This is a genomic window from Microbacterium paludicola, from assembly GCF_015235415.1.
Classification (GTDB): domain Bacteria; phylum Actinomycetota; class Actinomycetes; order Actinomycetales; family Microbacteriaceae; genus Microbacterium; species Microbacterium paludicola.
Genome location: NZ_JADGLL010000059.1, coordinates 1 through 13,396, shown reverse-complemented (window position 1 = coordinate 13,396; position 13,396 = coordinate 1). Strand labels below are relative to the sequence as shown.

Genomic DNA, 13,396 nt, shown 5'->3' with positions numbered 1-13,396 from the left:
GCGTGACGTCACGATCACCATCGACGGACACGAACTCACCGCGACCACCCCGCCAACGGGGGAAGCCGCCGACATCATCGCCGCACTCCGGCCGGGCGTGGGGCACTAAACTGACACGATCCAGGTCTTGGCGGCGTAGTAGGTGCTCGGGGCGATCTTCAGGCCCGCGTCACGCAGGACGTGGCAGATCGGCTCGACCCCGAACCGGTCGCGGTGCTCATCGATGTAGTCGACGAGCACCGCGGTGGGCACCTCGGTTACTTCAGCTTGCGGTCGAGCTCCGCGGCCGCGAAAAAAGCCGACGCGGTCTTCAGGATCTCGTTCGCCCGCCGCAGCTCGCGGACCTCCCGCTCGAGGTCGGCGATCTTCTGCGTGTCCGCGGTCGTCGTGCCGGGCGCTTCACCGGCGTCGATCTCGGCCTGCCTGACCCAAGTGCGCAGGGCCTCGGGATGGATATCGAGCTGGTCGGCGATCCGCTTGATCGCTCCGGTCTTCGTCGCGGGATCTCGTCGCGCGTCGAGCGCCATCCGCGTCGCGCGCTCCTTGAGCTCCTCGCTGTACTTCCGTGGTGCTGCCATGACTCTCATCCTTCACTGGTTTGAGAGCCTCCATCAGACCCGGGGCGCTTCACATCGTCTCCGAATGGGGTCCACATGAGCTGAGGGCCATGAACGGGGCAGTCGAGGCGGACGGCGACATGCTTGCCCGCCTGATCCGACGTCATAACCAGCACTGCGCCGCAATGGCCGCAAGTGGGCGGCGCGTCGTCCTCAGAGCCGACACCCATCTATGCCACCCGCTTAAGCCCACGTCGCGCCTTCAGGAGACCAACGTCTCTCCCGTTGCGCTTAGGGTCGAGCTGGCTCATGACCTTCTTCTGCGTCTCGGGCGTCCAATAGATCTTGAGCGCCTCACGCGCCCGCGTGATCGCCGTATAGAAGATGCCGTGCGAGATATCATCCTCATTCGCATCAGTGATGACGACCTTGACCGAGTCATACTCCAGACCTTGCGATCGATGGATCGAAACAGCGTAGGCAACTTGGAACGGCACGGTGCTGCGGTCGTCCTCGTTATCAGTGTCGGTGCTCTGTGGGAGATAGACATTGAAGCGCACCGTCGATTCCCCGACGTACTCGAGGCCCTCGATACCCCACACGCTCAGCTCCGAGAAGTTGCGCTCAAGCCAGACATCGAACTGGATGTGATCGGCTGCGGCCTGGATATCGACGATCCTGCCCTTGAGGTTGTTGTAGATGAGCGGCTGGAAGCGCCCGGAGTTGCCGAACACCACCGGATCACCAACCTTGTAGGTACTCGCACCCCAGGTCACCGCCTTGCCCGAATTCTCCGCTTGGAGGAAGCGATTGATGTTGTTGATGCCGTATAGCCCGTCGTAGTTCAGGCACAGGATGATCTCGTCCTCGCGCTGGCGGGTGAAGAGCGATTCGTCGAGTACGCCCGAATACCCGTGGTGGGCGATGGCCTCCTCGATGCCGTCTTCAAGGTTGCGCACCTTGGCCCAGAAGTCGAGTAGCGCCTTGTCGCTCGTCCGCCAGGGCTTGGTCAGCTGGAACACCGCCTGCTTCGGCAGGAAGTCCGGCGCGATACTGAACCAGTTGCCGAATTGGATGGCCTCGATCTGGAACACGTCTCCCACCAGAACCAGCAGCTGGAAGCTGGTGTTGTCGAGCACCTTGAGCATGTCGGCGTTACTGACGACGCTGCACTCGTCGATGACGAGCACGTCATAGCTCATGTCGGAGCCACGGGCCAGGTGACTCGCGATCGTTCTGAACTCGGCGTGCTGAGCCGCGACCTTGCGCTCCAGGTTCGCCTTGGCCGGGTTGGTATGCGCGAGGAACAGCTTCGAGTTCTCGCTGAAGTAGTTGGCGATGTAGTTCACCATTGTGGACTTGCCGGTGCCTGCCGCTCCGTAGATCAGCGCGACGCGAGACCGGGAGAACAGCGACTTGAGCGCGTCTTTCTTGGAGTCGTCATCGACCTTGAGGGTGGTCTCATCGAGCCAGCGATCAACCGCTTGCTCGTGGCCGCTGACGCCGTCTCCCGCCAGTGTCTGCAATCGCTCAATGATGGAGACGGTGTCGTTCTCGTACTCATGCATGAAGACGTGGCCCTTGTCTTTCTCAAGGGTTCGTCCAGCGTGGCTTGCTGTCGGCGGGAGCGTCTGGTTGTGCTTCGCAATCAGGCCATCGAGGTCTTCGAAGCCCGCGAGGTCGTCCTCAGGCGTGTAAAGCATGCCTTGCTGCTCAACGTTCGTCTTGATCCGGCGACCAAGCAGCTCATGCTCGCGACCCGTCGTGTCGAGGCACTCGAATAGGTCTCGCAACCGGGGCACGTGGCCCGCCGGGCTCGCCGCGAATGGCATGGTGTCGAATGGTCGGGCACGGGATGTCAGCCGAAGGTTGGAGAGGGCGCGATAGGGCCGAGGATCTTGCTGCAGCTTGATGAGTCGGTTGTTCATCTCAAGCATCAAGTAGCGAACGATGTTGGTGCCTGGTGCATTCGAGCGAACCAGTGCGCGAACCCGATCGAGCATCGGAAAGATGCGTGGCGGCTTCGCCGAAACCGTAGCGACGGACTTGATGTGTTCGTACTGCGGGGCGCTCATGTCCATCAGGTCGAGCAGGCTGGCGCCGGTGTCTGTTAGGTACTGCATGAGCGCGTTGTACTCGACAGTGCGGCTCGACGAGGTCTCCATACCGAAGATCTCCGCGAGGTGCTGGATCTCACACGGACGGATTGCCACCTTCCACCCACGGATGATCGTGATCGGCATCTTCCGTCCCAGCACCTCGATCTCGTCGTTGACCAGCAGCAGGTGCGCCGCATAACGCGCGGTCATGTCGATATCGGTGAAGGCGATGATGCGGTCGAATTTGCTCGGGTTGTCCGTGATGTTGGTGAAGGTCACCTCGTAGAAGATCCGCCCACCTGTGACGAACGGCCGAACGGACTGGACGTAGTAGTGATCGTCTTTGCCCTGGCCAGGGGCCAGGAGCGACGCCGCATCGATCCGTTCCGCGATCTTCTGGTGGTACTCCCGTAGGGACGGGTCGAGGTCGACCGGGAACTCTTCGAGATTCCCGAGCACCTCAAGCCCGCACTCGTCTCGGAGCAGGTTCCGGATTCGCAGCAGGTACTCGTAGTACTTGAGCATGAGTCGCTCCGACACATCGCCGTCGAAGGTGTAGTGCGACTCGCTCTGCTGGAGCAGCTTATGGAAGCGATGGAGGAAGTTGAACTGCTTGCCCGACGACCCGATCCAGGCCGTGCCGGCCTTGATCGCATCGTGATCGTAGGCAGTAGACCCTGATTTCGTGTGGACGCGGACGATGACGCCCTCGGTTAGGTCACGGAGCTGCTTGATGATGTTCTTCGACATCAGCTTGCGGTTGCCCGCCAGCTCCGTGATGTTCTCAGAGATAGTCGTCGCTGCGGACGTAATCTGACTGTCGACGGTAGCCATACTTACGCAGCCTCGACCTTGGGTAGTACCGCGAAAAGCACAGCAAGTTGGATCTCACGCTCGGAGTCCTCGGGGTGCCCCAGGATGAAGTTGCGCCTCTTAGTCCTGTCAGCAGCCGCTTTGCCCGCGCGCTTGAAGGCGCCGTGCGCTTTGACAGCCTCCTCAACTTTGTCGAACACCGCAGAGGCATCCTTATTGTCGATGAAGACGATCAGGGCAGCCTTCTCATCACGCCAGGGCAGGTAACCGAGCAGCTGGTCGACCGCCGCGCCAAGCGCCTTCGCCCCCTTCCACCACTTACACTCCCCAACGAACACGTGACGATCCTCGACGCGAACCAAGATGTCGGTCTTGCCATTCTTGACGAAGGTTTCTCCCGTAGCAGTTCCCTGGAAGGTGCCATTGAGCATGACCAAGATGTAGTCCCGAAGTTCCTCCTCGTCCTTGCCGACGACGACCGAGGGTGTGCGCTCCATCGAGAGCATCGCGGAAGTGATGACCTGTATGGCATCTTCGTACTGCGCTTCGGTCAGTGCCCACTCGTCCTTGTACGGCTGCCGAACCGGTTTGCTCGCAGTTCGCTGAACGCCTACGGCTTTTCGTTTGAGTGGTACCGGGGCAGGTGCGTCAGTGCGCTTCTTGAGCGGGAAGCCAAGAGCCCCAGCGAGGTCGCGCCGTTCCTGTAGGAACTTCTTCCGTCGCTCAACGGCTGGTCGGAACTGTCCATCAAGTGAACGGTGGAACCGTTCAACATCAGTGCGAACATGACCTGCCATCGTTCGAATACTGCCGATCTCGCGATCGATCGCCTGCTTTGTTGCGGCCGCGTTGGGCGTCGAGCCAGTCTGCGTCACGTGAACCGTGATGGTTCCGTTCCGTACCTCCGCTTCGAAGCTCGTCAGGAGCCGGGTCGAGGGCGTGTAGTACAGCAGATCGGCATCACCCGAGTACTCGAATACCGCGTGAATCCGCAGTCCGGGGACCTTGTACACGGTGCGATCGAAGACGTCGTAGTGGTCTACCTTCGTCTCAACCACGCCACCATCGATGGCTTCGTCGCCAATCCTCAAGGGCTCCATTTGAGCAGCCTGAACCAGCTGCGAGACGATGTCATCCGTAGATCGCGCGAGCACCTCGTCCTCTGGCATGTTCTCGAGCAGGTTCAGACACGATCGAACCCGATTCTCGAGATAGACGCGTAGCTCGCCGCGAGAGAAGAGGCCGGTCATGCCTCCCCCTTAGCAAACAGCTCGGCCTGCTCGAGCACCAGTTCAATGGCTTTCGCTTCGGCGTCGGGCGGGTAGTCGTAGCGTGCCAACAGGCGGCGCACCTTGGTGCGCATGGTGGCGCGGACGGAGTCCTTGAGGTTCCAGTCGATGGTTGCGGACTCGCGAACGGCCTTGACAAGCTTCTGAGCGATCTCCTTGAGTACCTCGTCGCCAAGCTCCAGTACGGCCGCATCGTTCTGCACGATGGCGTCGTAGAAGGCAATCTCGTCCTCGCGTAGCCCGAGACTCTCGTGCCGCTTCTGGTCGTCACGCATCTGCTTGGCGAGCTTGACCAGCTCCGCGATGATCTCCGCCGTCGTCAGCGACCGGTTCGTGTACCGATTGATCGCCTCGTCGAGCAGCTCGGAGAACTTCCGCGCCTGCACAAGGTTGGTGCGCTGCACAGTACGGATCTGGTCGTTGAGGAGCCGACGCAGCAACCCCATCTGCAGGTTGGGCTTGTCCTTCTCCGCGAGCGAGTCAAGGAACTCATCGCTCAGGATCGACAGCTCAGGCGTCTCGACACCAGCAAGCTTGTAAATGTCGACCACCTGGTCGGCAGCGACCGCCTCGTTGAGCAGCTGCCCGAGCGCCGTGTCGATCTCGACCGCACCGGATCCGCCACGCCCAGAATCCGGGTTCTGGATCTTCAAGATGGCGGCACGCACGTCAGTGAACAAGCGCACGTCGTTGCGGATCGCTGCCGCCTCGTCGCGCGCTCCAGCCAGAGCGAACGCCTTAGCCAGTGCGAGCACCTGGTCGTTGAAGCGCTTGGTGCGGTCGGGGTCGGCCATGACGAAGTCGAGCACCTTGGCGTACTCTGCCAGGCGCTGGGGGGCGGTGAGAGCTGGCGAGGAGTTGTAATCGACGCCGTGCAGCAGTCCCCGGATGATGTCGTGCTTCTCCAGCATGACGGCGACCATGTCGTCGATCGGTACGCCTGCCTGGTCACGGTCGGAGGGTGAGTACTCCTGGAGGGCCGCCTGAAGGTTCGCGAACACGCCGATGTAGTCGACGATGAGCCCGCCGGGCTTGTCCCGGAAGGTGCGGTTGACTCGAGCGATGGCCTGCATGAGCCCTGCACCCTGCATGGTCTTGTCGACGTACATCGTGTGCATGCTGGGCGCATCGAAGCCGGTCAGCCACATGTCGCGGACGATCACCAGTTCAAGTTCGTCGTCGGGGTTCTTGGCCCGGAGCTTGAGGTCTTTGCGGACGTCCTTGGAGTGGATGTGCGGCTGGAACTCGGCCGGGTCCGCGGCCGAGCCGGTCATGACGACCTTGATCTTTCCCTTAGCGGGATCGTCCGAATGCCAGTCGGGGCGAAGCGCGACGATCTTCTCGTAGAGGCGCACCGCGATGCGGCGGCTCATCGTCACGATCATGCCCTTACCGAACAGCGCTTCTCGCCGCTTCTCCCAGTGCTCGACGATGTCCCGAGCAATGAGATCGAGCCGCGAGTCAGCACCGACGATGGCCTCCAGGCGCGACCAGCGGGACTTCGCCGCCGTGGCGGCATCCTCTTCGACGGTCTCCGTGATCTCGTCCGCCAACTCGTCGAGCGCGGCGAGGTCATCGTCGGACAGGTCGATCTTCGCCAGGCGCGATTCGTAGAAGATCTTCACCGTCGCGCCGTCCTCGACCGCACGCGTGAGGTCGTAGACGTCGATGTAGTCGCCGAACACCGAGCGCGTGGACTTGTCGTTCGATTCGATCGGTGTACCAGTGAAGCCGATGTAGGTAGCACCAGGCAACGCATCTCGCATGTGCTTCGCCAGACCTGAGCGCAAGCGCCCGTGACGATCCAGCGTCTCACCGAAGCCGTACTGGCTACGATGCGCCTCGTCCGCCACAACCACCACGTTGCGACGATCCGTCAGCACCGGGTTGGCATCGCCATCCTCACCCGGAGCGAACTTCTGCAGTGTCGTGAAGACGATGCCACCCGACGCGCGCTTCAGCTTCGTCCGCAGATCAGTACGAGTCGCGGCCTGCACAGGGGTCTCCGGGAGGATACGAGCAGGGGCGAACGTCTCGCCGAACAGCTGGTCGTCCAAGTCGTTGCGATCCGTGATGAACACCAGCGTCGGATTCGCCATCCGAGGATCGCGCATGATCTTCGCGGCATAGAACACCATCTCGAAGCTCTTGCCCGACCCCTGGGTGTGCCAGACCACGCCTCCACGACGATCACCATCAGGCCGGGACGCCTGCACGGTCGACTCGACCGCCGCGTTCACCGCCCAGTACTGGTGGTACTTCGCCACCCGCTTCACCAGCACCCGTGTCGGCTGCCCAGTGGCCTTGTCGGTGGCGGTCTCGTCGCTGAAGACGATGAAGTTTTGCAGCAAATCAAGGAACCGCTTCGGCTCGAACACTCCCTTGATCAGCACTTCAAGAGCCGGGCGGTCACTGACCACCTCGCGGCCCTCGATGGTCTTCCACGGCGCATAGTGTTCGAACGCTCCGGCGTAGCTGCTCATCGCCGCCGACGTGCCATCCGAGATGACCGTCACGGCATTGGGCACGAACACGGACGGGATGTCCTGCCGGTACGTCTGTACCTGGTTCCACGCCGACTTCAGCGTGGCGTGCTCGGCAGTCGGGTTCTTCAACTCCAGCAGCGCCAACGGCATACCATTGACGAGCACCAGCACGTCAGGCCGGCGGTTCTTGCCGTTCTCGACGATCGTGAACTGGTTAATCGCCACCCAGTCGTTGTTCTCCGGCTGCTCGAAGTCGACCAGCCACAACCTGGTCGTCCGCAGCGCACCGTCAGCATCCCGACGCTCAACAGGCACGCCCTCCGTGATGAGCTGATGCAGTCGATAGTTCTCATCGATTGGGCTCTGCGACTCCGCACGCCGCACGCGCTTGATCGCCTCGTCGATCAGGGCAGGGGAAGTACTGAGGTTGATACGACGGATCGCATCACGCAGCCGCCCCCAGAGGAACACGTCCTCGTAGGAGTCGCGCTCCGCGCCCGGCTCACCAGGAGCGATGTCCGGGCCGTGCAGGGTGCGGTATCCCAGCTCCGAGAAGTACTCCAACGCAGCCAGCTCGACAGTGTTCTCGTTGAACGCGCTCACGATGCAACCTCCACCGTCGATTCATCCACCCAGCGCGCCAGCACACTGAGCGCCGCCAAGTACTCAAGGGCTTGCTGCTCCGGCATCTCCTGGTCAGCCTCATGCGCAAGCGGGTTACGGATACCAGCGAACACGCCCTCGGCAAACATGCGAGCACCACGCTGCACCGACTTGAAGGTCTTACTACCGTCATCCGGCATACGGTGCAGACGCGGATTCTTCACAGCGGCGGGCTGCTCACTAAACGCCTGGTTGAAAAGATCCGTCTCGCTCACACCGCGACGACCGAGCTTGTTCTGCGTCTCGGCGTTCAGCTTGCGAATCGCACCCTCGACAGCCTCACGGAAGTGGCCGGACTGCCAGAGTGACGAGGCGCCGCTCCAGACCCAGGGGTGCAGGTCAGCAGCCGAGATTCGCGGGGCATTGTTGCCAAGCTTCTCCTGAAGCTCTTCCTCGCGCTCCAGCGCTGCAATGCCTCGACCTGCCCAATCGCGCAGGTGTTTCCAACGAGACTTCTGTTTCGCCTCGGGAGTCCGGTCGTCGGCAGAACGCCACTGAGGAAGCACGCGATCAAGAATCTGCTCGGCAACGTAGGCAAGTTCAGCAGCGACACTGTCTGGCTTCCTCTGGTGAGTTCCGAGCATGATAACGCCCGAGTTCCCGGAGTTGTCGTAGGCGATCTGGTCGGTCGCGTGGATGAACTCCTTCAGAGACTTGATCGCCCAGGTGGTGTCGAGCCCGTTCATGCTGCGACCCCTTCAGCTGGGACGCGGATGCGCCCGGCGAGCAGCTCGGGGAGGAGGGCGTCGCGGAGCGCGGTCAGACGATCCGATTCCATGCGCAGACTCTCAGCGCGCATCAGCAACGCGAGCGCCGAATGCTTTACTTCCGGTGCGGCGCTTCTGAAATCAGGAACTTCGATCGTGAGCACATCATCGGGCCTCACTCTCTGATGGCTGCCCGACGTGCCCGTCACACGCTTCGGTAGTTCTTCGCGGAAGAACGGATCTCGCACCGCCAGCCACACGCCCGCCAACTCCAAGTCATCCTCAGACGCCAACACGAGGAACTCAGTCGATGCAAGTGCCGACGCCTCAGCCCCCGCGGAAGCCCACCACGTGCGATTGAAGCGCGGGTTGAGTCGCGAGAGGAGAACCGCACTCCGCGGCACCTTGAACTTGTTGCTCTTGATTGTCGCTGCAGCAACGCGTTCAGGCCGAGCCCCGGCGTCGAACGCGGGAAGGCTGAAATGGTCGACTACCGCGTCGCCAAGTTTGGACGGATTCACTGTGTCCTTGACAGACGTTGCGATAACACCAAGTGGAACAGTCGGGAGATCTGCTCCGGACTTCTCTGATTGCGCATCGAGCAGGTCGGATATCGATACGACCGCCCGCCGGTTCGACTCGATCTTGTCGTCGAGCGCGCCGAGCGTCGCGGCGATGGCGCGCTGCTCGGCGAGCGGGGGCAACGGAATCGGGAAAGACTGAAGATGGCCCTTGGTGATCGCTTTACGAGTCCCACCGGACGAGTGCCCAAGCATATATTCTTTCATCAATGGCAGGGACAGCCACTTCTGCAGGAAGCCCGGATCAACCCTTCCGTTTGATCGCACGATTGCTACGTGCTGATTGACTCTTGCAGGCAGCACTGATTCGGGGACTACAGCAGTTCGAAGAATTGAGTCTCCGGTGATATTTATCAGGACATCACCAGTCTCAACAGTTACACCACGAAGCACTGCGGCCGCCTCCTGACTCAGGAATGCCAGCCCTTCAGGCTTGAACTCATGGTCATGAATATTCTGGCTACGAATCAACGCGGGCCCGGATGCCACATAAACAGAGCTTCCTCCTCGGGGCGTGGCACCACTACCAATCTTTGACGTGACCTCGGCCAGTGTCGCTACACCCCAAGACGCTGGCAGCTCAAGCCCCAATCCAGGCAAAGTCGTCACGACATCGCCTCCAGCCGTCGCCGAACCTCATCCTCCAGCCCGCGCCCGCGATCGAACTCCGCGAACAGTTCCTTGGTGAGGCGCTCGATCTTCTCTTCGATCGGTTCGTCGTCGACCTCAGCCTCGGCAGCGCCGACGTAGCGGCCCGGGGTAAGTACGAAGTCGTGCTTGGCGATCTCTTCCAGCGAGGCCGCTTTCGCGAAGCCGGGGACGTCCTCGTACCCGCCGTCGTGGTTGCGCCAGGCGTGGTAGGTGCCGGCAATCTTTGCGATGTCGTCGTCGGTGAGCACGCGCAGGCGGCGTGACTCCATCGTGCCCAGCTTTCGTGCGTCGATGAAGAGCACTTCGCCGCGGCGCTCCCTGTGCCCGTTGCCGTGCCGGGCTTTGGAGACGAACCAGAGGGAGACGGGGATGCCGGTGTTGAAGAACAGCTTGTCGGGCATCGCCACGATGCAGTCGACCAGGTCGGCCTCGACGAGCTTGCGACGGATCTCCCCCTCGCCGCCGCTCTTCGACGACAGCGAGCCATTCGCCAGCACGAACCCTGCCGTGCCTCGTGGACTCAGGTGGTGAATGAAGTGCTGCACCCACGCGAAGTTTGCGTTCCCCTGCGGCGGGGTGCCGTACTGCCAGCGCGGGTCGCCCTCAAGCTTCGCGTCCCACCAATCCGAGACGTTGAACGGCGGGTTCGCGATCACAAAGTCTGCCCGCAGATCCGGGTGCAGGTCATCAGTGAACGAGTCCGCCGAACGCGGCCCCATGTCGGCCTCGATGCCGCGCAGCGCCAGGTTCATCTTCGCAAGCTTCCACGTCGTGTCCGTGAACTCCTGCCCGTACACAGAGATGTCGGTGCGCTTGCCGCCATGAGCCTTCACGAACTCAGCCGACTGCACGAACATGCCACCCGAGCCCGCCGCAGGGTCATACACGCGGCCCTGGTAGGGCTCCAGCATCTCGACCAGCGTCTTGACCACCGAACGCGGCGTGTAGAACGCCCCGGCGTCCTTGCCGGTCTCCTTGCCGGCGAACTGGCCGAGAAAATACTCATACACGCGACCCAGCACGTCATCGGCGCCGTGGTCGTCGGTCTCGGTGAACCCGATCGAGCCGATCAGGTCGACGAGCTCACCCAGACGTCGCTTGTCCAAGCCGTCGCGGCCGTAGTTGCGCGGGAGAACGCCACGCAGGGAAGGGTTCTCCTTCTCGATGAGATCCATCGCCTGGTCGATTTGCTGCCCGATCTCAGGCTGCTTCGCCACGGACTGGATGTAGCCCCAACGTGCCAGCTCTGGCACCCAGAACACGTTGTGGCTGGTGTACTCGTCGCGATCTTCGAGGAAGTCCGGCAGCCGCTCCGGCTTGATGCCCTCCGCAGCGAGCTCCGCCTCGAGCGCCTTCCGGCGCTCTTCGAAGCGGTCAGAGACGTACTTCAGGAACACCAAACCCAGCACGACGTGCTTGTACTCGCTCGGCTCCTGGTTGCCGCGCAGCTTGTCGGCAGCCTCCCAGAGGGTCTGCTCCAAGGTCTTCTGTGGTTTCGGCTTTGCTGCTCGCGCCATCTGCTGTGGTCTCCTTCGCGCTTGTCCGCGCGCCTCTTAAGTTCTTGTCGGGTGCGTGTCTCACGCTACCGGCGGCCTCCGACACTGCTAGGGTGCCGCGCCGCTCGGGCGGGCCGGGCTGTCGCAGGCGGGAGCCGGACGGCTCGACCGGGACGCTGCGATCTATCTTCTATTGTCTCATAATCCGCAATTTGCTGGAATAGGAATACTCCGATCTCGCTATTAAATACCCGACTAGAGGCACTTTCAGTATTGTCTCAGCGCTCGATTCATGTTATATTCCGACACAGTTATGCGTCTGGCTTTCCACCACACCATCTCCAATTCTGTCTGCACCCTCGCTTTTCGAGGGGGTGATTTCGGAGTCGCCCGGTAGTGCGTCTGGTTCCGGATCTCTCACCAGTCGGTTGGTTCCTGTTCGGGGCGATGGTGCTCCTGATCTTCACCTATCTCTACTTCTGGTGGATGGTGATTAAGGCCAGTGCTCACAAGCATGTCTCTCGTGAGAAGGTCACGAACCGGATGCTCACTGCGTCTCTCGCTCATGCGAAGCGGAAAGGGAACACGCATCGCTTCTTGATCCAGATCACGACCAAGGGTGGTGCGCTCTCGGTCGTTCAGCGTGGCATCGACAACGTCCTGGCGGGCGTGGCCCGTTATCCGGTGCTGCAGAAGGTCGTCTGGGTGGAGGTCATCACCGAGGACGCCGACGAAGTCGCTGCGCTCCGCACTCGCTACCGAAACGCGGTCATCCCGGTGACGCCGTACCTGCTGCCGACGGACTACCGCACACCCAAGGACACGCGTCTCAAGGCTCGTGCGCTGGAGTACATGGTCGAGCAGCACCGCGCCTCTCCGACCGATTCCTACGTCGTGCACTACGACGAGGAGTCCGTCTTCACGCCCGACAATCTCGCGCGTCTGGTGCATCGCCTGAGCCGTCATCCGGTGGGGATATCGGAGGGCATGATCTCCTATGGTCTGGACTGGAACGAGACGACGCTGCTGAACAAGGCGATGGAGTCCAACCGTCCCTTCGGCTGCCACGAGTGCTACTCCGTGATGACCAGCCCGCCGCCGATGCATCTGCATGGCTCGAATCTCGTTGTCCGTCAGGATCTGGAGAACCAGATCGGCTGGGACATCGTCGGTTGAGCGCGTCGGTGGCCGGGTAGGGGTCGAGGTCTCCCGGATGATGGAAGTTCTTCACGCTCGCCATCCCGAAAGACCTCGACGTGCTCCACCCTACTTTCGCGACCCCTGACCTGACCACGTTCTGCCGCCTTGACGAGCTCGGCCTCGTCGCCGTCGGGCAGCTGATCGAGCCGGATCGGGCCACGGTCGAATGCCGCGTCGTCGAGGACGACCCGTGGTGTCGGAAGTGCGGTGTCGAGGGCGTGCCGCGGGACACGGTCACGCGTCGACTGGCGCATGAGCCGTTCGGGCACCGGCCGACGACCCTGCTGGTGCGGGTGCGCCGGTACCGGTGCGGACACTGCCGGCGCACGTGGCGGCAGGACATGACGCGGGCGGCGGCGCCGCGTGCGAAGATCTCCCGCGGCGGCCTGGAGTGGGCGCTGCGGGGCATCGTCATCGACCACCTCACCGTCACCCGCGTCGCCGCAGGTCTCGGGGTGTCCTGGAGTGCCGCGAACGCCGCCGTCCTCGCGGAAGGCAAGCGGCGCCTGATCGACGACCCCGCCCGGTTCGACGGGGTCACCACGATCGGTGTCGACGAGCACGTCTGGCGACACACGAGGCTGGGCGACAAGTACGTCACCGTGATCATCGACCTCGATCATCGACCTCACGCCCGCGAGGAACAAGACCGGGCCGGCGAGGCTGCTGGACATGGTCGAGGGCCGCTCCAAGGCGGTGTTCAAGCAGTGGCTCGCCGCCCGCCCTGCGGACTGGGCGAAGCGGATCGAGGTGGTCGCGATGGACGGCTTCGCCGGGTTCAAGACCGCTGCCGCCGAGGAACTCCCCGACGCCGTCCCCGTCATGGACCCGTTCCACGTGGTCCGCCTCGCCGG

General features: G+C 62.3%; 9 protein-coding genes, 1 pseudogene and 1 other annotated feature. Of the genes and pseudogenes, 2 read left to right on the top strand and 8 right to left on the bottom strand.

Going from position 1 to position 13,396, the window contains the following annotated elements; translation table 11 throughout:
- Positions 1-105: 105 nt before the first annotated feature.
- From IR155_RS14660 to IR155_RS14625, 8 genes are all read right to left on the bottom strand, one after another.
- Entirely contained in the window at positions 106-252 is a 147-nt protein-coding gene (locus tag IR155_RS14660; RefSeq protein ID WP_167760811.1) for a hypothetical protein, read from the bottom strand.
- Positions 148-300: a sequence feature (AL1L pseudoknot), on the bottom strand. It overlaps the preceding gene by 105 nt.
- Positions 258-578, bottom strand: a complete 321-nt coding sequence (locus IR155_RS14655) for a transposase (protein ID WP_167760810.1) — start codon at positions 576-578, stop codon at positions 258-260. (Overlaps the previous feature by 43 nt.)
- Positions 579-787: 209 nt before the next feature.
- Positions 788-3,490 carry an ATP-dependent DNA helicase gene (locus tag IR155_RS14650; protein ID WP_135115539.1) on the bottom strand — a complete coding sequence of 901 codons (2,703 nt, stop codon included), beginning with the start codon at positions 3,488-3,490 and terminating at the stop codon, positions 788-790.
- A 2-nt stretch (positions 3,491-3,492) separates the two neighbouring features.
- Complete coding sequence (locus IR155_RS14645) at positions 3,493-4,719, bottom strand: hypothetical protein (RefSeq protein ID WP_135115538.1); 1,227 nt, start codon at positions 4,717-4,719, stop codon at positions 3,493-3,495.
- Positions 4,716-7,847, bottom strand: coding sequence for a type I restriction endonuclease subunit R (locus IR155_RS14640; RefSeq protein ID WP_135115537.1), 3,132 nt, complete (start codon positions 7,845-7,847; stop codon positions 4,716-4,718). Before IR155_RS14640 ends, IR155_RS14645 begins: the two co-directional genes overlap by 4 nt.
- Complete coding sequence (locus tag IR155_RS14635; protein ID WP_135115536.1) at positions 7,844-8,593, bottom strand: TIGR02391 family protein; 750 nt, start codon at positions 8,591-8,593, stop codon at positions 7,844-7,846. Before IR155_RS14635 ends, IR155_RS14640 begins: the two co-directional genes overlap by 4 nt.
- Positions 8,590-9,804 (bottom strand): restriction endonuclease subunit S, encoded by a 1,215-nt coding sequence (locus IR155_RS14630; protein WP_322783531.1) that lies wholly within the window; start codon positions 9,802-9,804, stop codon positions 8,590-8,592. The genes IR155_RS14635 and IR155_RS14630 overlap by 4 nt, the downstream gene beginning before the upstream one ends.
- Positions 9,801-11,363, bottom strand: a complete 1,563-nt coding sequence (locus IR155_RS14625) for a class I SAM-dependent DNA methyltransferase (RefSeq protein ID WP_135115535.1) — start codon at positions 11,361-11,363, stop codon at positions 9,801-9,803. Before IR155_RS14625 ends, IR155_RS14630 begins: the two co-directional genes overlap by 4 nt.
- A 426-nt stretch (positions 11,364-11,789) precedes the next feature.
- Here IR155_RS14625 and IR155_RS14620 point away from each other — a divergent pair, with 426 nt between their 5' ends.
- Both IR155_RS14620 and IR155_RS14615 read left to right on the top strand, forming a co-directional pair.
- Positions 11,790-12,518: a glycosyltransferase family protein gene (locus IR155_RS14620; protein ID WP_135115534.1), complete on the top strand. Its 729-nt coding sequence runs from the start codon at positions 11,790-11,792 to the stop codon at positions 12,516-12,518.
- 80 nt (positions 12,519-12,598) lie between these two features.
- Positions 12,599-13,396, top strand: a pseudogene (locus IR155_RS14615) (ISL3 family transposase); the annotation flags it as partial.

Bases quoted from the DNA above. Each gene is read 5' to 3' on its own strand.
- IR155_RS14645 (WP_135115538.1), bottom strand. From the start codon at position 4,719: ATGACCGGCCTCTTCTCTCGCGGCGAGCTACGCGTCTATCTCGAGAAT.
- IR155_RS14625 (WP_135115535.1), bottom strand. From the start codon at position 11,363: ATGGCGCGAGCAGCAAAGCCGAAACCACAGAAGACCTTGGAGCAGACC.
- IR155_RS14635 (WP_135115536.1), bottom strand. From the start codon at position 8,593: ATGAACGGGCTCGACACCACCTGGGCGATCAAGTCTCTGAAGGAGTTC.
- IR155_RS14655 (WP_167760810.1), bottom strand. From the start codon at position 578: ATGGCAGCACCACGGAAGTACAGCGAGGAGCTCAAGGAGCGCGCGACG.
- IR155_RS14650 (WP_135115539.1), bottom strand. From the start codon at position 3,490: ATGGCTACCGTCGACAGTCAGATTACGTCCGCAGCGACGACTATCTCT.
- IR155_RS14620 (WP_135115534.1), top strand. From the start codon at position 11,790: ATGGTGCTCCTGATCTTCACCTATCTCTACTTCTGGTGGATGGTGATT.